The 22,063-nt window shown below is 57.4% G+C and carries 13 protein-coding genes, 3 tRNA genes and 3 rRNA genes; 13 read left to right on the top strand and 6 right to left on the bottom strand.

Features of this window, described 5'->3' with window-relative positions; translation table 11 throughout:
* The first annotated feature begins 57 nt into the window (after positions 1-57).
* Positions 58-2,007 (top strand): tetratricopeptide repeat protein, encoded by a 1,950-nt coding sequence (locus tag RAZWK3B_RS00095; RefSeq protein WP_007811030.1) that lies wholly within the window; start codon positions 58-60, stop codon positions 2,005-2,007.
* A gap of 13 nt (positions 2,008-2,020) precedes the next feature.
* Here RAZWK3B_RS00095 and RAZWK3B_RS00090 read toward each other — a convergent pair whose 3' ends face one another.
* From RAZWK3B_RS00090 to RAZWK3B_RS00080, 3 genes are all read right to left on the bottom strand, one after another.
* The gene (locus RAZWK3B_RS00090; RefSeq protein ID WP_007811029.1) at positions 2,021-3,016 is read right to left on the bottom strand and encodes a hypothetical protein; all 996 of its coding nucleotides are present in this window, start codon (positions 3,014-3,016) and stop codon (positions 2,021-2,023) included.
* 160 nt (positions 3,017-3,176) lie between these two features.
* Positions 3,177-3,662 (bottom strand): fasciclin domain-containing protein, encoded by a 486-nt coding sequence (locus tag RAZWK3B_RS00085; RefSeq protein ID WP_007811027.1) that lies wholly within the window; start codon positions 3,660-3,662, stop codon positions 3,177-3,179.
* 193 nt (positions 3,663-3,855) lie between these two features.
* Positions 3,856-4,299 (bottom strand): DUF302 domain-containing protein, encoded by a 444-nt coding sequence (locus tag RAZWK3B_RS00080; RefSeq protein WP_007811025.1) that lies wholly within the window; start codon positions 4,297-4,299, stop codon positions 3,856-3,858.
* A gap of 314 nt (positions 4,300-4,613) precedes the next feature.
* Here RAZWK3B_RS00080 and gmd point away from each other — a divergent pair, with 314 nt between their 5' ends.
* The 11 genes from gmd (at position 4,614) to RAZWK3B_RS00025 (ending at position 16,806) form a co-directional block, all read left to right on the top strand.
* Positions 4,614-5,735: a GDP-mannose 4,6-dehydratase gene (gene gmd, locus RAZWK3B_RS00075; protein WP_007811023.1), complete on the top strand. Its 1,122-nt coding sequence runs from the start codon at positions 4,614-4,616 to the stop codon at positions 5,733-5,735.
* A gap of 16 nt (positions 5,736-5,751) precedes the next feature.
* Positions 5,752-6,726 carry a GDP-L-fucose synthase gene (gene fcl, locus RAZWK3B_RS00070; protein WP_007811022.1) on the top strand — a complete coding sequence of 325 codons (975 nt, stop codon included), beginning with the start codon at positions 5,752-5,754 and terminating at the stop codon, positions 6,724-6,726.
* Between the two features lie 116 nt (positions 6,727-6,842).
* The gene (locus RAZWK3B_RS00065) at positions 6,843-8,336 is read left to right on the top strand and encodes an FMN-binding glutamate synthase family protein (protein ID WP_037294730.1); all 1,494 of its coding nucleotides are present in this window, start codon (positions 6,843-6,845) and stop codon (positions 8,334-8,336) included.
* Between the two features lie 70 nt (positions 8,337-8,406).
* Positions 8,407-9,315: a protein-methionine-sulfoxide reductase catalytic subunit MsrP gene (msrP, locus tag RAZWK3B_RS00060; RefSeq protein WP_007811018.1), complete on the top strand. Its 909-nt coding sequence runs from the start codon at positions 8,407-8,409 to the stop codon at positions 9,313-9,315.
* Positions 9,315-9,917: a protein-methionine-sulfoxide reductase heme-binding subunit MsrQ gene (msrQ, locus tag RAZWK3B_RS00055; RefSeq protein ID WP_007811017.1), complete on the top strand. Its 603-nt coding sequence runs from the start codon at positions 9,315-9,317 to the stop codon at positions 9,915-9,917. Before msrP ends, msrQ begins: the two co-directional genes overlap by 1 nt.
* An 833-nt stretch (positions 9,918-10,750) precedes the next feature.
* A 16S ribosomal RNA gene (locus RAZWK3B_RS00050) occupies positions 10,751-12,217 on the top strand.
* Positions 12,218-12,367: 150 nt separating this feature from the next.
* Positions 12,368-12,444 (top strand) — tRNA-Ile (locus RAZWK3B_RS00045).
* 143 nt (positions 12,445-12,587) lie between these two features.
* Positions 12,588-12,663 (top strand) — tRNA-Ala (locus RAZWK3B_RS00040).
* A gap of 381 nt (positions 12,664-13,044) precedes the next feature.
* A 23S ribosomal RNA gene (locus RAZWK3B_RS00035) occupies positions 13,045-16,503 on the top strand.
* A 74-nt stretch (positions 16,504-16,577) separates the two neighbouring features.
* Positions 16,578-16,692: ribosomal RNA gene (rrf, locus tag RAZWK3B_RS00030) — 5S ribosomal RNA — on the top strand.
* Together the 16S, 23S and 5S rRNA genes with 3 tRNA genes alongside form the textbook arrangement of a ribosomal RNA operon.
* Positions 16,693-16,729: 37 nt before the next feature.
* Positions 16,730-16,806, top strand: a tRNA-Met gene (locus RAZWK3B_RS00025).
* 557 nt (positions 16,807-17,363) lie between these two features.
* Here the strand turns inward: RAZWK3B_RS00025 and RAZWK3B_RS00020 are convergent.
* Positions 17,364-17,912, bottom strand: coding sequence for a lipid-binding SYLF domain-containing protein (locus RAZWK3B_RS00020; RefSeq protein WP_007811011.1), 549 nt, complete (start codon positions 17,910-17,912; stop codon positions 17,364-17,366).
* 1,258 nt (positions 17,913-19,170) lie between these two features.
* Between RAZWK3B_RS00020 and RAZWK3B_RS20350 the strand changes: the two genes are divergently transcribed.
* A protein-coding gene (locus tag RAZWK3B_RS20350; RefSeq protein WP_085977124.1) for an IS630 family transposase occupies positions 19,171-20,129 on the top strand; the annotation gives its coding sequence in 2 pieces (ribosomal slippage) (positions 19,171-19,512 and positions 19,515-20,129; 957 coding nt in all).
* Between the two features lie 239 nt (positions 20,130-20,368).
* Here the strand turns inward: RAZWK3B_RS20350 and RAZWK3B_RS20920 are convergent.
* Both RAZWK3B_RS20920 and RAZWK3B_RS00005 read right to left on the bottom strand, forming a co-directional pair.
* On the bottom strand, positions 20,369-20,683 hold the full coding sequence (locus tag RAZWK3B_RS20920; protein WP_157132081.1) for a hypothetical protein: 315 nt from the start codon (positions 20,681-20,683) through the stop codon (positions 20,369-20,371).
* Between the two features lie 655 nt (positions 20,684-21,338).
* Positions 21,339-22,063: IS256 family transposase (locus RAZWK3B_RS00005; protein ID WP_007811006.1), on the bottom strand; the 725-nt coding region annotated here is incomplete at its 5' end.

Here is a 22,063-nt window from a genome sequence, read left to right as displayed (position 1 = left end):
ATGTCGGTAGGTGGTGGCCACGGTCGTGGATGCTTCATCGGATTGCGGAAAGACCAGTTGGGCGCGCGTCTGCTGATGATGTTGAACGCGATCCGTCTGGCCGAGGATTACGACACGGATTTCCGCATCAACTGGTTCCCGCGCGGAGCGATGGCGCCGAAACTGGATACGCCGACGGATCTGTTCATTCCGGCGTTCATTGACCGGCATTTCATGGACAACGACACGTTCGAGGCGCTGACCCCGGCGCCGACGCCGATCTGGGTTTTTCTGAAGGACGACGCGCCGGACCGGTTGCAGGCGCATCTGGCGAGTGGCGGGCATGTGGTGCTGGACGAGGGGTTCGAGATCGTCGAATTCGCCTGGGAGGATGGCGAGGATCTGCGCGGGCGGTTCCGGGGGTTCATCTCGAGGATCGGGTTCAACCCGGTGGTCAAAGGGCATATCGCGGAGATCGAAAAGGCCATGTCCAGGAATGGCGGCCGGACGATCGCCTATCACATTCGAAGGGGCGATATCCTGAACGAGGATCCGTGGAAGCACAAGGAATGGCCCGCCAAGATCGAACCGGACGAGCTTTATTCTGCTTACCTGGAAAAGAACAAGGGCGCGGGGGCGCTGGTGTTCTCGGACCAGCCGGAAAGTATCGCGCGGTTCACGAAGGCGCATCCGCAAGTGGGCAGTATCGACGATCTGGTGGATCTGTCGGGCTGCAAGCCGGTGCAGCGCGACTTTCTGGAACTGTTCGCGATGTCACGCGCCTCGGAAATCGTGGCGCCGCCGATCAGCGCCTTCAGCCGTGCCGCCGCCCGGTTGAGCGGGCAGGAGCGCAAATGTTTCCACGAGGTGATGACCGTTGCCGAACGCGATCTGGCTTATGAGCGGGTGTATGATCGGTTCGTGAAGGGGCCGGGCGAGTTCATCACGCCAAGCGAGGCGGCGCATGTCTTTGTCAAGCTGGCGCGACGCCTGCAGGAGGCGGGGCGCGAGCAGGAGGCATGGAGCATCGGGCAGGCCATTCTGGATGCCGGCGCGGACAATGCCTTTATGCCGCTGTTTCACGCAATCAACGGCATGTATCTGAGCAAATGGGACGAGGCGCTGCGCTATATCGATATCGCGCTGTCCGATCCGCATCAGTGGCAGGAGAATTATATTACCGGCCTGGCGGTGCGCGCGCATGTGCTTGGCGCGCTCGGGCGGCGCAAAGGCGCGCGGCAATCGTTCCTGCAGGCGTTCTGGCAAAAGCCGATGCTCCCCGATATCACGGTGATCGGTACCTTCATGATCAAACGCGGGCGGCTGCGCCCCGGTGCCACGCTGCCCTTTGACCGTGACACGTTGCTGGTCTTGCCCGTGCGCTATCTGCAGACCAATATCGTGGTGCAGCAAAGCCGGATCCTGCGGCGTCGGGCCTCGGATCTGTCGAGCATCGCGATCGAATGGCCATGGTTCGCGATGGATGGCAAGACCGACCGGCTGCTCAACGCGCCCCGAGAGTTGGAGCGGATGCGCGACAGGCTGGCAGCACATCATGGCGGCACGCCGGGGGCCGGCCCCTATAGTTACTGCGCGCTGCTCGAGGCGCGCATGGGGCGGCTGAAAGAGGCGCTGGAGATGAATTCCAAGGCAGTCGAGGCGGCGCCCGAGGATGCCATGGTGCGCAAGCGGCAGGCCGAGATCCTTTTGATGACGGGCGATCATGCCGCCGCACTGGCCGAGGCCGAGATCTGCCGCGCTATCGCGCCCGATCATGCCTTCTGGCATTTTCTGACTGGTCTGATCCATCGTGCCGTGGGTGATACTGCGACGGCGCGGGCCTGGTTCGAGGCGGCTTGCGCGATGGATGACAGCACCGCCGAGCTGCACGCGCAGCTGGCCGATCTGTGCCGAGAGATGGGCGATGAAGAGGGGGCCGTGGCCGCGCTGGACCGGGCCGCCGAGATCGCGCCCAATCAACAACGCTATCGCAACCGGCGCGAACGGCTGCTCAAGAAGCAGGCCTGACGCAAGAGACGCTTCAGCGACCCTCGGAGATGACGCGCAGGGCGGCTTGCATCACGTATTGGAATTCCGCCAGTTCATCGGGATGGCCGCGTTCGGGTCCGGTGGGCTTGCGGCCGCTTGTGGGAAAAAGCTTGCGGCGGCCAGGGAAGAACATCTTGCGCATATCAGCGTTGCGCTTTTCCAGAAGGTCGCAGATGGACTTGCGTTCGGATGCGGTCAGTACGTCGTTGCGGCGAAAAAGCCGGGGGTCTTCCATGGCCTGCAGGGCGCGGGCCAGTCGGCGGCGGCGTTTCTTGTCAAAGCCGAGTGTCGGGTCGAAGAGACCGATCGCTTCGCTGGCCAAGCGCGAGAGGGAGCGGTTTGCATTGGTTTCGGGCAAGGGGACGGTGTCGGGTGGCACTCCCAGAACCGACATCACATCGGTGATGACATTGCCGCCGGTCATCTCTTCTTGCAGGTAGAGCCGGGGCAGGATGCGGACATCGGGGATCGTGTCCCGGATGCGGTCGAACAGCGTCCCGAAGTTCAGGTACTCGGGGTCTGTCTCGATCCGCTCGATCCGTTCGCGAACGAATGCATCGACCTGACCGCCGATCAGCCTGCCATTCTTGGCGCGTTGCTTGTAATCGGCTTCGATGAAATCGTCGAAGCGGCGCAGATAGACGAGGATCGTGACCTCGGTCTGCATCGGCGCGATGACCCGTTCGTAGAGCGACGAGAGATCGCGGCCAAAGAACATCTCGCTTGAAATGATGCAGTGCTCGTCGCGATGCCGGTCATATTCGGCGCGAAACGCCTGCGGCTGACTTTCCGGGGTATGGCTCCAGTTGCGGGACATATCCACGGCCATGGCGTTGTGGCAGATCAGTCGCCCCACGCCGGTGCCACGGTCGCGACCGCTTGCCAGGTAACGGATGCCGTGAGAGGCCAGGAAATCCGGATTGGAATGCAAAAACCCCTGAAGCGCCGTGGTGCCCGTCTTGGGCATTCCGATGTGAATCCAGAGCATCTTGGCCCCACCTGCAAACCCAAACCTTGGACCGCGTGTACGATCCGAGATATTTATGCAGGGTTTGCGGCGGCAAGGCCAGTTTCAATTCCTGCGCGCCGGGGAAATGACGCCCGGGGCGCGTAGAATGTGCGCCCCGGGGTATCGACCGCAAGTCGGATTACTTGGGCATGATCACGCCGTCGATGACGTGGATCACCCCGTTCGAGGTTTCGATATCGGGCTGCACCACATTGGCGCCATCCACGGTCACACCGCCTTCGGTCATGATGGTGACTTCGCCACCCTGAACGGTGGCGGCCATCATGTTGTTGCTCAGATCGCCCGACATCACCTTGCCGGGGACCACGTGGTAGGTGAGGATCGCGGTCAGCTGGTCCTTGTTCTCGGGCTTGAGCAGGTCTTCGACCGTGCCTTCGGGCAGGGCGGCAAAAGCCTCGTCGGTGGGGGCGAAGACGGTGAAAGGGCCATCGCCCTTGAGCGTCTCGACCAGCCCTGCGGCCTGAACGGCGGCGACCAGCGTCGCGAAGCTGCCAGCCTCGACGGCGGTGTCGACGATATCTTTTTTCATGCCGCTGCTGCCGGCAAATGCGGGGCCGGTCATCAGGGCGGCGGCGGTCAGTGCCAGATAGGTTCTGCGAAACATGGTCGTTCCTCCTATGCATGTCATGCAGGTGCAATGCCGTTCTCGGCATCGGTGACCACTACGCAGCAAGAACGCATCTGGTTCAGCGGGGGAATCCGCCGATGCCGGTTGACGAAAAAACCGCGCGGACTAAGCCACGCGGTTCTGTCGGTTCCATTCAATATCTTGTGAAATCGCGCGAGTGTGGTGTGATTTATTCCATGCCGACAGCGGCCCGCGCGATCCCGTCCAGAAGCGCCTGAACCTTCTGCATCTCACCTTCGGGGAAGGCGCGGTAGCCGACCATGACCTTGCCCGGATCATTGGCCATTTCGGCAACGAAGATGTCATAGGGGCAATAGGCGATGTTCATCGGATTGGCCTCCATCACCTCGCGCGACACGGTGGCCGAGCAAAAGCTGTAGGCGTCGGCTTCGACGAACAACTCAACGTCCGAGCCGACATCCTGCCGGGTTCGGGCTAGCATTTCACCAACATGGCTGACACTGTCGATCACAAGCCCTTCGTTCAGGATGGCGGTCTCGAGGCCGAAAGAGACATCCTCGAAGGATTGATCGGTGGTGTAGGTCACGATGTCCTGTGCGCTCGCGGTGTGCGCGGCAAGGATGAGGGCGGCGGCGAGAGTCGAGCGTTTCATGGCGGCGTCCTTTTGTTGTCGTTTGCAAGCGTGCGGCTTGTCATTCTGCCGCTCATCTTAGGGCAGGACCGTGCCTTGCCCGTTGATTCAAATCAACAGAGGGCTGTTCCTGTGCCCTTGCTGCCGCACGGCTTTCCGAGGCTGCGCTTGCATAGCCCCTGCAGACACTGCATAAAAACCGTGATTTTCCTTTCATTACCCCGTTTTCACGAGTGGTTCTGCAAAGGGCGGTAAATGGGCAGGCGGTCTATGGCGCAAGCGCGAAGAGGCGTCGGCCTGACATAACGATCGGGGTAAGGGGAGACTTGGGTTTCATGACCAAACGGGCGCTGATTACGGGAATTACGGGGCAGGACGGGTCGTATCTGGCGGAGTTCCTGCTGGCGAAGGGCTATGAGGTGCACGGGATCAAGCGGCGGGCGTCGTCGTTCAACACGCAGCGCATCGAAGCGATCTATCAGGACCCGCACGAGCCGAACCCGCAGATGGTGCTGCATTACGGCGATCTGACAGACACCTCGAACCTGACGCGGATCCTGCGTGCGGTGGAGCCGGACGAGGTCTATAACCTTGGCGCGCAATCCCATGTGGCGGTCAGTTTCGAGGCGCCGGAATACACCGCGGATGTGGATGCGATCGGCACGCTGAGAATGCTGGAGGCGATCCGCTTTCTGGGGCTCGAGACGAAGACCCGGTTCTATCAGGCCTCGACCTCGGAGCTCTATGGCAAGGTGGCCGAAACCCCGCAAAGCGAGACGACGCCGTTTCACCCGCGCAGTCCTTATGGTGTGGCCAAGCTTTATGCCTATTGGATCACGGTCAATTACCGCGAGGCTTATGGGCTTTATGCCTGCAACGGGATCCTGTTCAACCACGAGAGCCCGCGCCGCGGCGAGACCTTCGTGACCCGCAAGATCACCCGGGGTCTGGCCAATATCGCGCAGGGGCTGGAGCAGTGCCTTTACATGGGTAATATCGATGCGCTGCGCGACTGGGGCCATGCCAAGGATTACGTGCGGATGCAGTGGATGATGCTGCAGCAAGACGCGCCCGAGGATTTCGTGATCGCCACGGGCAAGCAATATTCGGTGCGCGAGTTCATCCGCTGGTCGGCCGAGGATCTGGGCCTGACGGTGGCGTTTTCAGGCGAGGGCGTTGAGGAGATCGCAACAGTGACTGCCGTCGAGGGCGACCGCGCACCGGCGGTCAAACCCGGTGATGTCATCATGCGGATCGACCCCAAGTATTTCCGCCCCGCCGAGGTGGAGACCCTGCTGGGCGATCCGAGCCGGGCCAAGGCCAAGCTGGGCTGGGAGCCCGAGATCACCGCGCGCGAGATGTGCGCCGAGATGGTGGCCGAGGATCTGGCCACGGCCCGGCGGCACGCCTTCCTCAAGGCGAACGGCTATGACCTGCCGGTGAGCCTGGAAAACTGAAGCGCGGGGGTATGGCATGAAATATTACGTCGCAGGCCACCGGGGCATGGTGGGCGGCGCGATCCTGCGCCGGCTGAAGGCGCGGGCGGCGCAGGGTGAGGCGCTCGAGATCGTGACCCGCACCCATGCCGAGCTTGACCTGACCGATCAGGCGGCGGTGCGGGCCTTCATGCAGGCGGAACGGCCCGATGTGGTGATCCTTGCGGCGGCAAAGGTGGGCGGCATCCATGCCAACAACACCTATCCGGCCGAGTTCATCCATGACAACCTGATGATCGAATGCAACGTGATCCATCAGGCCCATGCGGCTGGGGTCAAGCGGTTGCTGCAGCTTGGGTCGTCCTGCATCTATCCGCGAGAGGCCGCGCAGCCGATGGCCGAGGCGGCGCTTCTGACCGGTCCGCTGGAGCCGACGAACGAGCCTTATGCCATCGCCAAGATCGCCGGGATCAAGCTGTGCGAAAGCTACAACCGGCAATATGGCGTGGATTATCGCAGCGTGATGCCGACGAACCTGTACGGCCCCGGCGACAATTTTCATCCCGAGAACTCGCATGTGCTCCCGGCGCTGATGCGCCGCTTCCATGAGGCGGCGCAAGAGGGGCGCGACGAGGTGGTGATCTGGGGGACGGGCACACCGCGCCGCGAATTCCTGCATGTGGACGACATGGCCGAGGCATCGCTTTTCGTGCTCGATCTGGATCAGGCGATCTATCAGGCGAATACCGAGCCGATGCTCAGTCATATCAACGTGGGCTGCGGTGAGGATGTCAGCATCCGGGAGCTGGCCGGCATGATCGCCGAGGTGACGGGTTTTGGCGGGCAGATCAGGTGTGATGCGTCAAAGCCCGATGGCATGCTGCGCAAGCTGATGGATGTCAGCCGTTTGTCGGACATGGGCTGGCGGGCGCAGATCCCCCTGGAGCGGGGGCTGGAGGAGATGTACCAGTGGTTTCTGGACAGCCAGAATTCCGGGGATCTGCGGACCTGATTTCTGCATACCCAAGTATTCTCTATTTTCGGTTGTGAACCTGTTAAATAAGGCGCATTTTCCCGTCAAATTATGCCCTTGATCGGGGCGCAGTCCTTTGACGGAGTGTCGGTGAAATGAGTTTTGCGATGAACGCCCTGCAGATCGTGGCTCTGCTGTTCGTTCTTGTCCTTGGTGTGCTGGTGGCCTTGGCGCTGGCCTTCTATATTCTGGACCGCACACAAACCGGAGATGCCATTCGCCGGAATTATCCGGTGATCGGGCGGTTCAGGGGGCTGTTCACCAAGCTGGGCGAATTCTTCCGTCAGTACTTCTTTGCGATGGACCGCGAAGAGATGCCGTTCAATCGGGCGCAGCGCGACTGGGTCTATCACGCCGGCAAGGGCAAGGGGAACACGGTCGCCTTCGGATCGACCCGCAACCTGTCGATCGCGGGCACGCCGATTTTCGTCAATGCCTGTTTCCCGCCGCTGGACGATCAGTTCGCCGCCACTGCCCCGATGGAAATCGGGCCGACGGCGGCAGTGCCCTTCAGGGCAAAGTCGATCTTCAACATCTCGGGCATGAGCTATGGCGCGATCTCGCGTCCGGCGGTCGAGGCGCTGAGCCGGGGCGCGGCCAAGGCGGGCATCTGGCTGAACACCGGTGAGGGCGGGCTGTCGCCGTTTCACCTCAAGGGCGGGTGTGACATCGTCTATCAGATCGGTACCGCGAAATATGGCGTGCGCGATGCGCATGGCAATCTGGACGATGACAAGCTGCGCGAGGTCGGCGCCAACCCGCATGTGAGGATGTTCGAGCTGAAGCTGGCGCAGGGCGCCAAGCCCGGCAAGGGCGGGATCCTGCCCGCTGAAAAGATCAATGCCGAGATCGCCGCGATCCGGGGCATTCCCGAAGGACAGGACAGTGTCTCGCCCAACCGCCACCGCGAGATCGGCGGGTTCGGCGATCTGTTGGATGTTGTGGATCATATCCGCAAGGTCACGGGCAAGCCCTGCGGCTTCAAGACGGTGATCGGCTCGTCCGACGCATGGATCGAGATGTTCGAGCTGATCCTCGAGCGTGGGCCTGACAGCGCACCGGATTTCATTGCGATCGATGGCGGCGAGGGGGGCACGGGCGCGGCGCCGATGCCGCTGATTGACCTTGTGGGGATGCCGATCCGCGAGGCGTTGCCCCGGATCGTGGATCTGCGCGACAAGCATGGTCTCAAGGATCGGATCCGCATCATCGCCAGTGGCAAGCTGGTCAACCCGTCTGATGTGGCCTGGGCGATTTGCGCGGGCGCGGATTTCGTCACCTCGGCGCGGGGGTTCATGTTCTCGCTTGGCTGCATTCAGGCGCTCAAATGCAATCGGAACACCTGTCCGACGGGGATCACCACCCATGATCCGCGCTTGCAGGCGGGGCTGGTGGTGGAGGACAAATATCTCAAGGTGGCCAATTACGCCAAGTCCGTCATCAGCGAGGTAGAGACCATCGCCCATTCCGTCGGAGTGGCCGAACCGCGCCTGATGCGGCGGCGTCATGTCAGGATCGTTCAGGCCGACGGCACCTCGATCCCATTCAACAAGATAAGGCCAAGTTACAATCCGCCCACGCCCTCGTGACGACGGCGATAGGTGATCTTCGGTTATTTTGACTTATATACGGTATCAGACGCGTTCTCAGGAGAGTAGCATGGCCCACCGCTGGAAAAACGATCTGACTGACAATGACGTGACGCCGGAACATGTTTTCCTGAACCGGCGGCAGCTTGTGGCGGGGGCCGCGGTGGGCGTCGCACTGGCCGGGATTGGGATCGGCACGCAGGCGAAAGCCGCGGGGCTGGAGCCCAACAGCTGGGACGATATCACCACCTACAACAATTTTTACGAGTTCGGCACGGGCAAGGATGATCCGGTCAAATATGCCGACCGGCTGACGACCTCACCCTGGAGCGTCACCATCGACGGTCTGGTGGATCGACCGGGGGCTTATCCTTTCCAACAGATCATGGAGAAGATGACGATCGAGGAACGCATCTACCGCTTCCGCTGCGTCGAGGCGTGGTCGATGGTGGTGCCGTGGAACGGATTCGAGCTTGCCGATCTGCTGGAGCTGGCCGGTGTGCAGTCGCGCGCGAAATACGTGGCCTTCGAGACGGTTTTGCGCCGGGACGAGATGCCGGGAACGCGCTTTCCGGTGCTGGACTGGCCCTATGTCGAAGGTCTGCGAATGGATGAGGCGATGCATCCGCTGACCATGATGGCGACAGGCATTTACGGTCGCGACATCCCCAACCAGAACGGCGCGCCACTGCGCCTTGTGGTGCCGTGGAAATACGGGTTCAAATCCATCAAGTCGGTCGTGCGCATCACCCTGATGGAGGATGAGCCGCCAACCAGCTGGAACAAGGCCAACCCGCGCGAATACGGCTTTTACAGCAACGTGAATCCGAATGTGGATCATCCGCGCTGGTCTCAGGCGACGGAGCGCCGGATCGGAGGCGGGCTGTTCGCGCCCAAGATCGATACTCTGATGTTCAATGGTTACGAGGAAGAGGTGTCCGGGATGTATGACGGTATGGATTTGACCAAGTTCATCTGATGATCGTCGATCGGATCAATGCGCTGGCCCGGCGTGTCCCCACATGGGCCGCATATATACTGTATGCGCTGCCTGCGCCCGTGCTGTTCTACATGGGGGCGACAGGCGGGCTTGGTGCCGAGCCGATCAAGGCGCTGGAGCGTGAACTGGGCGAGATCGCGTTGCAGCTGCTGATCATCGGATTGTGCATCACGCCGCTGCGCCGGTATCTCGGGGTGAACCTTATCAGGTTTCGCCGGGCATTCGGTCTGCTGGCCTTTTTTTATGTCACGCTGCATCTGCTGGTCTGGCTGGTGCTGGACGTGCAGGTGCTCTCGCAGATCTGGGCCGACATCGTGAAGCGCCCCTATGTCACGATCGGCATGGCGGCGTTCTTGCTGATGATCCCCTTGGCCGCGACCTCGAACAATCGCGCGGTGCGCTGGCTGGGGCCGCGCTGGCGTCTGCTGCACCGGCTGACATATGGCGTGGCGATCCTGGGGGCGGTGCATTTCATCTGGCTGTCCAAGGGATTCCAGTTCGAGCCGATGGCCTATCTGGCGGTGATCCTTGCGCTGCTGGCGCTGCGTTTTTCAAAGCGCGCTGTCGCGATGGGGCGTTGAGACGGGACTCGTTGTCGAGCTGCGGCCCAAAAAGGCGGAAATGACGGGCCTCTGCCGAATATATGGGCAGTTGAGGATTCGCATTTTTGCTGGATTTCGCGGATCAGGCCGTCAAACGGTGAAATTTCGGCGTCTCTTGATCGGCAGGCTTCGCCGGTGTCCGAGTCGCGAAGCCCGATCCCATGGCCGAGTCGGGTCGCTCGAGAGCGATTTCAGGCCATGATTTGACCGGGCTTGGGGATAAGCTTGCGGATAACGCAACATGTAGACCGAGGGCACCCGACGGCCCCGCAAGATAATTGCGCAAGAGGCGGTCCAGGCAGTCATCCTATTTCCCAACCCAATGATTTTTCTTCAAAAATCGCCTTTATGAAAAAAAGATGACGTTTCCGGAAAAAAGGGGTTGCAGGGTTTGGTTGTTGGCCGTAAATACGCCTTCACCAGCGGCGCTGAGGCGGTGCTGGGCAGCTGGACGGTCTGACGGGGCGAAGCTTCTGAGGGTCGCGAGGTGGAAAAAACTTGAGGTACGAGAGGCAGGTTGCGCCGATAAGTTAGGGCGCCGCTTGTTGATTTTGTCTCTACGCTCTTTGAAATTGCAGGTATCTGAAGAGATATGTGGGCGGTTTGGTTCATTCGATGGATCAAGTCCTGCATATCAACTACCTAGGGTTTGGCGCGCGAGCGTTAGATCCGATGATGGATAGTCAGCTTCACTGTTTGAGTGGCTTCGTTTCTTTGGAGACGTTGTACATCAAACAGAGACTTCATCGACCCTGCCGGGTCGATGAGATGTGCAGGGTTCGAACGTCAAGGACAAGCTGGCAACAGCTTTTCAACTTGAGAGTTTGATCCTGGCTCAGAACGAACGCTGGCGGCAGGCCTAACACATGCAAGTCGAACGAGACCTTCGGGTCTAGTGGCGGACGGGTTAGTAACGCGTGGGAACGTGCCTTTCACTACGGAATAGTCCCGGGAAACTGGGTTTAATACCGTATACGCCCTTCGGGGGAAAGAATTTCGGTGAAAGATCGGCCCGCGTTAGATTAGGTAGTTGGTGGGGTAATGGCCTACCAAGCCTACGATCTATAGCTGGTTTTAGAGGATGATCAGCAACACTGGGACTGAGACACGGCCCAGACTCCTACGGGAGGCAGCAGTGGGGAATCTTGGACAATGGGCGCAAGCCTGATCCAGCCATGCCGCGTGAGTGATGAAGGCCTTAGGGTCGTAAAGCTCTTTCGCCAGAGATGATAATGACAGTACCTGGTAAAGAAACCCCGGCTAACTCCGTGCCAGCAGCCGCGGTAATACGGAGGGGGTTAGCGTTGTTCGGAATTACTGGGCGTAAAGCGCGCGTAGGCGGATTGGAAAGTTGGGGGTGAAATCCCAGGGCTCAACCCTGGAACGGCCTCCAAAACTCCCAGTCTTGAGTTCGAGAGAGGTGAGTGGAATTCCGAGTGTAGAGGTGAAATTCGTAGATATTCGGAGGAACACCAGTGGCGAAGGCGGCTCACTGGCTCGATACTGACGCTGAGGTGCGAAAGTGTGGGGAGCAAACAGGATTAGATACCCTGGTAGTCCACACCGTAAACGATGAATGCCAGTCGTCGGATAGCATGCTATTCGGTGACACACCTAACGGATTAAGCATTCCGCCTGGGGAGTACGGTCGCAAGATTAAAACTCAAAGGAATTGACGGGGGCCCGCACAAGCGGTGGAGCATGTGGTTTAATTCGAAGCAACGCGCAGAACCTTACCAACCCTTGACATCCCTGTCGCGGGAGCCGGAGACGGTTCCTTTCAGTTCGGCTGGACAGGTGACAGGTGCTGCATGGCTGTCGTCAGCTCGTGTCGTGAGATGTTCGGTTAAGTCCGGCAACGAGCGCAACCCACATCCCTAGTTGCCAGCAGTTCGGCTGGGCACTCTATGGAAACTGCCCGTGATAAGCGGGAGGAAGGTGTGGATGACGTCAAGTCCTCATGGCCCTTACGGGTTGGGCTACACACGTGCTACAATGGCAGTGACAATGGGTTAATCCCAAAAAGCTGTCTCAGTTCGGATTGGGGTCTGCAACTCGACCCCATGAAGTCGGAATCGCTAGTAATCGCGTAACAGCATGACGCGGTGAATACGTTCCCGGGCCTTGTACACACCGCCCGTCACACCATGGGAGTTGGGTTTACCCGAAGGCGGTGCGCCAACCTTTCGAGGAGGCAGCCGACCACGGTAAGCTCAGCGACTGGGGTGAAGTCGTAACAAGGTAGCCGTAGGGGAACCTGCGGCTGGATCACCTCCTTTCTAAGGATGTTCCTAGCTCTTGAGCGTCGCTTGCGGCGCCGGGACGTGGAACACTTAGCAAGATCGGTCAGTCAAGACCGGTCAAACATCACGGGCCAGGCCGTCCTCATATCTCTTCAGACCAAGGATTTCAGGCCTGCCGGCCTGTTTGGGTCGGTAGCTCAGGTGGTTAGAGCGCACGCCTGATAAGCGTGAGGTCGGAGGTTCAAGTCCTCCTCGACCCACCAATCTGCCTTCGCGCAGCGAAGGTGAAAGGCGTCAGGGTATCCGCGCAGCGGATGTCCCAAGAGCCGATTGCAGGTGCGTCTCGTGGATTGCCTTTGGCAATACACTGACCGCACGACGCGTGTTTTTCTTCGCAAAACACTCTGGGGCCTTAGCTCAGCTGGGAGAGCGCCTGATTTGCATTCAGGAGGTCAGGAGTTCGATCCTCCTAGGCTCCACCATACCTTGGACCGGGTTCATTGATTTGACCGCAAAGCACTGTCGAGTGCTTTGCCGTCCAATCGGACGCACTTTGATATCGTTTAGAGAGATACAATACGACACTGTTTGATGTCTGCGAGTGTGCAGGGATCTCGGTTCGGTTCCACCTTCGGGTGGAAGGCATCACGTCAGGCTGCTTCCTCAACCTGTCTGGTGTATCCCGGTCGAAACGAGCAGTGTTGTCCAAGTCAAGTACACTAACCCGAGCGGCCGCAAGGTCGCTCATAGTCTGGTCCTTAAGGGCCAGGCGGGAAAAGTACGACTTTTGGTTCGGAATAAAGGGATGCCGACTGACCAGCCGGTGTTCCGCGACGGGCGCAAGCCAGTCTTTTTCTGGATCAAATCAAGCGCGAGAAGGGCGTTTGGTGGATGCCTTGGCAGTAAGAGGCGATGAAGGACGTGATACTCTGCGATAAGCCATGAGGAGCTGAGAATAAGCTTTGATCCATGGATTTCCGAATGGGGCAACCCATCTGACAGTTGATTATAATTGCCTCTGGCGATTTATAATTGGCTGAACCAGATACTTAAAACCTGAATACATAGGGTTTTAAGAGCAAACCCGGAGAACTGAAACATCTAAGTACCCGGAGGAAAGGACAGCAATAGCTACTCCCCTAGTAGCGGCGAGCGAACGGGGACCAGCCGAGCCTTGAGAGTGACCAGAACATGTTGGGAAGCATGGCCATAGCGGGTGACAGCCCCGTATGGGAAGCTCGATGGGACGTATTAAGTAGGGCGGGACACGTGAAATCCTGTCTGAAGATCGGAGGACCACCTTCGAAGGCTAAGTACTCCTTACTGACCGATAGCGAACCAGTACCGTGAGGGAAAGGTGAAAAGCACCCCGACGAGGGGAGTGAAACAGTACCTGAAACCGGACGCCTACAATCAGTCGGAGCTTGACTGGACTCTAATGACAATCTGCTGCATCACCGTGGTCAAACGGACCATGAGAGTTGCGGCATGTCGGATCTAGCATTCATAACGGACGGCACCATTGCGGTGGTCGGGCTTATTGCCGGACTGATCGACATGGGGGTCAATCATTGTCCCAATAATGGATGCTTGGCGCAGCGTGAGGTTCAATCCTACACGAGTATCTCGGTCGGCGACACGGTGTTCCAGGAACGCACGGTCGGCGAAGAGATCTATCTGCGCCGCGAGACGCGCCATGCGAATGGGCCGTTTCAACTTGTCTACGGATTGTCCGCCACGTCGGATGGTGAGCTTTGGGCCGGGATCGGCCATGCTTACACGCTGACGAACCGGCGCGAAAATCTGTTTCTGCAATTCCACGCGATGGCGGGCCTTTACGAAGAGGGCAGCGGCGTCGATCTTGGTGGCCCGATCCAGTTCCGATCGGGGCTCGAGGTTGGATATCAGAACAAGACGGGCGTGCGCATGAGCGTCGGCGTCGACCACCGGTCGAACGCGGGGCTTTACAGCAACAACCCCGGTCTTGAGACGGTGCACTTCCGGGTCTCGATCCCGACGAAGTGAGCAGATCCGCGATATGATGATTGTCATTAGTGTCCAGTCTTGTGACGGCGTACCTTTTGTATAATGGGTCATCGACTTGGTCTATCTAGCAAGCTTAAGCCGTTAGGTGTAGGCGCAGCGAAAGCGAGTCTGAATAGGGCGAATGAGTTAGATGGATCAGACCCGAAACCGAGTGATCTAGGCATGACCAGGCTGAAGGTAAGGTAACACTTACTGGAGGGCCGAACCCACACCTGTTGAAAAAGGTCGGGATGAGTTGTGCCTAGGGGTGAAAGGCCAATCAAACTCGGAGATAGCTGGTTCTCTGCGAAATCTATTTAGGTAGAGCGTCATCCGAATACCCTCGGGGGTAGAGCACTGGATGGGTAATGGGGCCCCACAGGCTTACTGATCCTAACCAAACTCCGAATACCGAGGAGTACTAGATGGCAGACACACTGCGGATGCTAACGTCCGTAGTGAAGAGGGAAACAACCCTGACCTACAGCTAAGGCCCCTAATTCGTGGCTAAGTGGGAAAGCAGGTGGGACGACCAAAACAACCAGGAGGTTGGCTTAGAAGCAGCCATCCTTTAAAGATAGCGTAACAGCTCACTGGTCTAAACAAGTTGTCCTGCGGCGAAGATGTAACGGGGCTCAAGCCACGAGCCGAAGCTTAGGATGCCGTAAGGCATGGTAGCAGAGCGTAGTGTGACATAGGTCCATTCCTCCTTAGCGCCTTCGGGCGTGTTGGAGGAGAGGAGCTTTCGATGAAGCGGGCGCGTGAGCGATCCCGTGGAGAGATCACTAGCGAGAATGATGACATGAGTAGCGACAAACAGGGTGAGAGACCCTGTCGCCGAAAGTCCAAGGGTTCCTGCTTAAAGCTAATCTGAGCAGGGTAAGCCGACCCCTAAGGCGAGGCCGAAAGGCGTAGTCGATGGGAACCAGGTTAATATTCCTGGGCCAGATGGAAGTGACGGATCTCGAAGGTTGTTCGTTCTTATCGGATTGAACGGGCCGCTCAGAGGTTCCTGGAAATAGCTCCATCGCTAGATCGTACCCTAAACCGACACAGGTGGACTGGTAGAGAATACCAAGGCGCTTGAGAGAACGATGTTGAAGGAACTCGGCAAAATACCTCCGTAAGTTCGCGAGAAGGAGGCCCAGTTTCTACGCAAGTATTGGCTGGGGGCACAAACCAGGGGGTGGCGACTGTTTACTAAAAACACAGGGCTCTGCGAAGTCGCAAGACGACGTATAGGGTCTGACGCCTGCCCGGTGCCTGAAGGTTAAAAGGAGGGGTGAGAGCTCTGAATTGAAGCCCAGGTAAACGGCGGCCGTAACTATAACGGTCCTAAGGTAGCGAAATTCCTTGTCGGGTAAGTTCCGACCTGCACGAATGGCGTAACGACTTCCCCGCTGTCTCCAACATCGACTCAGCGAAATTGAATTGCCTGTCAAGATGCAGGCTTCCCGCGGTTAGACGGAAAGACCCCGTGCACCTTTACTACAGCTTCGCACTGGCATCAGGATTGTGATGTGCAGGATAGGTGGTAGGCTTTGAACCCGTGACGCTAGTCGCGGTGGAGCCTCCCTTGAGATACCACCCTTCGCACTCTTGATGTCTAACCGCGGTCCGTTATCCGGATCCGGGACCCTGCGTGGCGGGTAGTTTGACTGGGGCGGTCGCCTCCTAAAGCGTAACGGAGGCGCGCGAAGGTTGGCTCAGAGCGGTCGGAAATCGCTCGTTGAGTGCAATGGCAGAAGCCAGCCTGACTGCAAGACTGACAAGTCGAGCAGAGTCGAAAGACGGCCATAGTGATCCGGTGGTCCCGAGTGGAAGGGCCATCGCTCAACGGATAAAAGGTACGCCGGGGATAACAGGCTGATACTGCCCAAGAGTCCATATCGACGGCAGTGTTTGGCACCTCGATGTCGGCTCATCTCATCCTGGGGCTGGAGCAGGTCCCAAGGGTATGGCTGTTCGCCATTTAAAGAGGTACGTGAGCTGGGTTTAGAACGTCGTGAGACAGTTCGGTCCCTATCTGCCGTGGGTGTAGGATACTTGAGAGGAGTTGCCCCTAGTACGAGAGGACCGGGGTGAACGATCCACTGGTGGACCTGTTGTCGTGCCAACGGCAGTGCAGGGTAGCTATGATCGGACAGGATAACCGCTGAAGGCATCTAAGCGGGAAGCCCCCCTCAAAACAAGGTATCCCCGAGGGCCGTGGTAGACCACCACGTCGATAGGCCGGAGATGTAAGCGCAGCAATGCGTTCAGTTGACCGGTACTAATTGCCCGATAGGCTTGATTTGATCCAGTAGAAGACTGACTTCGCTGGCCAAAAGTCAAAACTTGGACACGTATTGTATCAGAGGATTTTCCTCGGTTTGGTGGTCATAGCAAGAGCAAAACACCCGGTCCCATCCCGAACCCGGCCGTTAAGTGCCTTAGCGCCAATGGTACTGCGTCTCAAGACGTGGGAGAGTAGGTCACCGCCAAACCTAGAAAAATCCTCGCCTCTAAACAAATACTCACAACCGCGGGATGGAGCAGTCCGGTAGCTCGTCAGGCTCATAACCTGAAGGTCGTAGGTTCAAATCCTACTCCCGCAACCAGATATCCTCATACTTATTAGTTAGTTAGCGGCTCTATTTATTAGAGCCGCTTTTTTGCTCTGAGTTATTGCCGCGTTCATTGTCGCATTGATGCTTTCCTTTGTAATCGCGTGTGGGCGATACGGGTGTTACTGTGGGCCGATTTTCTCGAGCAACACATCAAGCTCCGGTCCCGATATCCCCGCCAAAACAGACCTCTGCGCCCTGAGAACGCCCTTGGTTGATGCAACGGCGGAATTTGCCACTGCTAATTTCGTTTGGGTCTTGAGTGGCGGAGGCTGCGCTTCCCGTCCGGCCCAAGTTCCAAGGTCCGCGTAACAAATACCGTGATCCACGGTCCGTGGCCCAAGGACCGGACGCCAAGTGTCAGCGCCCAAGGCCTTCGATGCGGGGCTTGTGGAGCAAGAACAAAGCTCCATGGACCGATATCTAAGCCGCCAGCACAGAGAGTACGGTTAGGGGTTTGGCGCGCGCGTGACGTTTTGCGAACGACACGCGAATACCGGGATGAAACTATCATTGACCGGAACGTCATTTGCACTGCTAGCAGGCCAATTTCACTCAGGGTGTATTCTAGAGAACTTCATGCCTTCCAGCGTAACACCGGCACCCAAGCCACTCTGGTTGAAGCTGATGGCAATGATCGGAGATCGAGATGTCGCAATATCGGCACCCCAGCCGTCGCCACGGTCGGAAATAACATATTGAACGGAGCCGCCTGCTGTCCAACCTGATGAACCGAAGAAATCCTCTAGCGCGCTCTCTGTCATGAAGAACAATACATAAGAGAATTGCTGTGATCCCGCCTGAAGGCCGAAACTGCCCTTCGCAGCAGAATAATAGGCTTGTGTCTCGTTATCGATGCGCAAAGCGCCTCGGCCATACCCTCCTCCAACAATGAAGCCGCCTTGAGACATTCGGGGAATGACGAGAAGCCCTTCTGCGTTTTCTGCAAGCTCTTGGGCCGCAGGATAATTCGTGAGCAGCTGATACAACGCGGCGGTTACAGCAGTGTCTATACGCTGTGCATCATTGGCTGAGTTGTAGGAAGTACAGGACACCATCAGCATCAAACAAAAACCTGTGGTTAAAAGCGCGTGCCGCATGTGCCCTCTCCGATGTGACATTTTGGCCCAAACTGGCAAACTCTCACAGAAAGGCAATGCCGAAGACAAAAAGATCTCTTCGACAGAATTGACTCTTTTGGAGAATGCAAAGACTTTACGCTTATCCTACGTTAACCAAGGAAAAGAAGATGAAAACCAAACTCGCACTCGTTTTGGCTGTTACCGCAACACTTGGCGTTAGCGCGTGCAGTCAGCCCGAGCCGCAGCCTGAGCCCGTCATGGCTGAGCCGGTAATGGAAAAGATGTAACTATATCCCACTTCTTGGGATTGGCAGGGTGGCCTGACTTACCTCAACTCCAGACCCACCCTGCCGCTCCCCCGTCGCCTCACGTCATGCATTAAGTACGATGATCCATGGCCCGAGGCGCATGCAGCAAGGTCCTTGGACCTTGGAACTGGGTTGTTCCATAGCATGAGTTGCCTGTTGTGGGGTTACTTGGGCCGTTTGCCACCCAGCCTCGGACTAATGGCCGACCCCCATTCCCCCTAAATCGCCCCCTGCGCTCCGAGCATGGGCCTTGGTTGATGGGAGCGCAGAAAAAATCGGTGGTAATTTCATTTGGGATTCGGAAGACACACGGACCAAGGTCCGCGGCCCAAGCGCCTGACTTCATGCGCCAATGCCGCGATATTTCATTGCACGTCGCACGTCTTTTCATGCAAGAAAGTTGAATGTCCACATTTGTAACGCGTTATTTTTGGCAGGCTTTTGAAGCGCCCTGCTTCACATTCTTTTGCGAACGCGCGTCCCTACTGCTTAGCTGCTGAGACTGTCGATTGAGGAGGCTATGTCTTAAGATTCTCCGTGGACGCAAGTGCGCAGGACCGGATGACCCAAAATTATGATGGAATATCGGGGTGGTTGTTCACTGACCACACCCTGCAAACCTTCACGCCCTCTGTCGTTAGTTCGATGGAGGGTCTTTTTATTCCAATCGATCTCGCCCAGCCTCCCTTGCAACACTTCAAATGGCTATATGCTGTCAGCGTATGGGCCAAAGCTCGCGGGCCTGCCGCAGGCGAGCTCGAGGTTTGTAGACCTTGTACCATGTCGCTTGGGCTTTGCGTCTCGTTATCGATGCGCAGAGCGCCGCGGCAATACCCTGCACCAACATTGAAGCCGCCTTCACGCAACCCCAACCATATCAGCTGCCTAGAGCGTTCGACCCAAAACCTGAATCATTGGGATTCCTTTGATCGCTGATCTGTGATTCATCCTGTTTGGGAGGATGGATCATGTCAGCACCTTTGCCGGATGCGCTCCGGGCGCGGTTTCAGCAGTTGATTGAGGAAGGGTTAAGCGGTCGTGCGGCAGCGTTGCGCCTGAAACTTTCGCCAGCCACCGGGGCGCGTTGGGGGCTCGCGATCCGGCGGACGGGTCAGGCAAGGGCTGCGCCTCAGGGTCGGCCTCGGGGAAGGGGCAAGCTTGATCCGCATCGCTCCTTTTTGATTGAGCTGATTGATCAGGACGGCGACATGACCATGCCCGAACTGGCGGGAGCTTTGGTTGATGCAACCGGTGTGCAGGCGCACCCCGATGCGATTGGCCGGTTCCTCCGCAAACTTGGCTACACGTATAAAAAAAGACACTGGTCGCCACCGAACGGCGCCACGCACGGGTAAGAAAGCTGCGTGACGAGTGGTGCAGGCACCGCCTTCCAGCCGTCACAGCCCAGCCAGAGCGCGTTGTCTTTATTGATGAAACCTCCGTCAAAACCAACCTGACCCGCCAACGAGGTTGGTCACAGCGCGGTGAGCGGTTGGTGATGGAGGCTCCGTTCGGATCATGGGGGACGCAAACCTTCATCGCAGGCCTCAGTGCCAATGGCTTGATCGCACCGTGGGTCATCAAGGGGGCGATGGACGGCGAAGCATTTGCAGCATACGTCACGCAAGTCCTGCTTCCCGAACTGGAGCCAGGCACCGTCGTCATCTTGGACAACCTAGCCACACACAGGAATACTGCCGCTGCCAAAGCCATGCGCGAAGCCGGATGCTGGTTCCTGTTCTTGCCACCATACAGCCCAGACTTGAACCCGATCGAGATGGCCTTCTCGAAGCTCAAGGCGCACCTGCGCAGGATAGGGGCGAGAACATTTACTGACATGTTCAGCGCTCTCGCCGAAATATGTGACCTCTTCTCCCCAGACGAGTGCTGGAATTACTTCAAGGCTGCCGGATATGTCTCAGGTTAAAAGTCGGATGCTTTATGCCTATCTTATCAGCAGAGCATCCCGCCGTGAAGACAATACGAATCGGCAACATTATCAGGACAACAGAGCTACTTCTCGTGAAGTTCTGGGTTCACTTAATAATCCAACTTGTAGAGGCCACTATATATTATCGGGTTGAAAATTATTACTTTGGAAATCTGCACAATCCATCACATAGCTTAAAAAGATTCTTGCTGATGTGACCCTCTATCTGTGCTGCGTCAACTTGGCTCCAGAACATCCATAAGCTCATCGGCTGCCATCAATACAGCAAGGATCTTCTCATCCTCACCGTCTGACAGCGCATTCGCTCCGTCTGGGAAAAGGTCTATTGCTGCCTTCAAGAGAGCTTGTGCACGAAGGATTAGTTTGAAGTTTTCTCTGGATACATGAACGTAGGTTTCATCACCGAGCGGGCTTAACTGAGGCCCACCTGAGGATGCTTCCGGGCCACTCTGACGAACTGTTTCGCAATTCGAAATTGAAATGTTTTCGTCAAATGTGTTGTTATGATGGATGCGTCTATCACTAGTCATTTCAAATCCTCAAATATTATCAATATGATAATACATTGCCGAAGATTTGTCTATAGTTGATGAAATTGAAACTTTAGTGTAGGTGAGTGCTCCGCAACAATCACGTCTGCCGCGAAAAATTTGGATAGCAACTCAAGGTTGGAGTGTGTCGTGGCCTTAGGTAAACGGATATCGGCCTTTTCTAGATTACGCCTTGCATTGAGAGACATTGAATCTGAACTAAACTTCGGCCATTTGACTGATGCGGAACTGGACCTTCTAGCGTTAGCGATTGAGGTCTCGAGAAGTTCGCCTAGCTTTCGACGATCAGCTGTCGTGTCTGGTCAGGCTTCAATAGCAACGGCCTATCGAGCCTTTAAGAGCCTCGAATTTAAGGGGTACGTTCAGCCTAATAGGGTCGCCAACCACACGGAATATCGGTTAGCAAAATCTTTTTCCGTTTTATAATCTGATCTTAAAACATCTCGCCTTTAGCCTACGACATATCCAGCAGCCGTGAAGTAGTTCCAGCATTCCTCAGGTGAGTAGAGATCGCAGATCTCGGCAATTGTGTTGAACATGTCGGTGAAGGTGCTTGCGCCGTTGAGGCGCAGGGGTGCTTGTGGGAGTGTCCTGAACTTTGTGTATCTGCCCCGGTCCACGCGGTTTCAGATACTCAAGCGTCGAAGCGCTCGCCGAACATTATGGCGAACTGGTTACGGGCTGCAAACCATTCCCTGACATTTCTGCCATCCTTTTCAAAGTTGCGGATGGCGAGATAGATCAGCTTGGTCGCCGCCTCGTCGGTCGGGAAGGAGCCGCGCGTCTTGATTGATTTGCGGATCACACGGTTCAGACTTTCTATGGCATTCGTCGTGTAGATGATCTTGCGGATCGCTGGATCGAAGCCGAAGAACGGGATCACCTCTTGCCATGCCCTACGCCAGGCCGGGGCGATGGAGGCGTATTTTCCAGCCCATTTTTCTTCAAAAGCATCAAGTTCGGTCTCAGCCATATCGGCGGTTGGAGCGCTGTAAATCCGGCGCAGGTCGACGGCCACCACCTTGCGGTCCTTCCAGGAGCAGAAGTTCAGAGAATGGCGCACCAGATGCACGATGCAGGTCTGGACCATCGTGTCAGGGAAGGCCGCTGTGATCGCCTCGGGGAAGCCTTTCAGCCCATCCACGACGGCGATCAGGATGTCCTGGACGCCTCGGTTTTTCAGCTCGTTCATCACCAAGAGCCAGAACTTTGCCCCCTCGTTCTCGGCAATCCACAGGCCCAGAACCTCACGCTGGCCATCACGGGTGACGCCAAGAGCGACGTAGACGGCCTTGTTCTTGACCGTTCGGCTGTCTGCATCGCGGATCTTCACCCGTAGCGCGTCGAAAAGCACGATGG

Source organism: Roseobacter sp. AzwK-3b (genome assembly GCF_000170875.1).
GTDB classification, from domain to species: Bacteria; Pseudomonadota; Alphaproteobacteria; order Rhodobacterales; family Rhodobacteraceae; genus Roseovarius; species Roseovarius litoreus.
The sequence above is the reverse complement of the archived record's forward strand: the minus strand, read 5'-3'. Positions and strand labels throughout refer to the sequence as shown.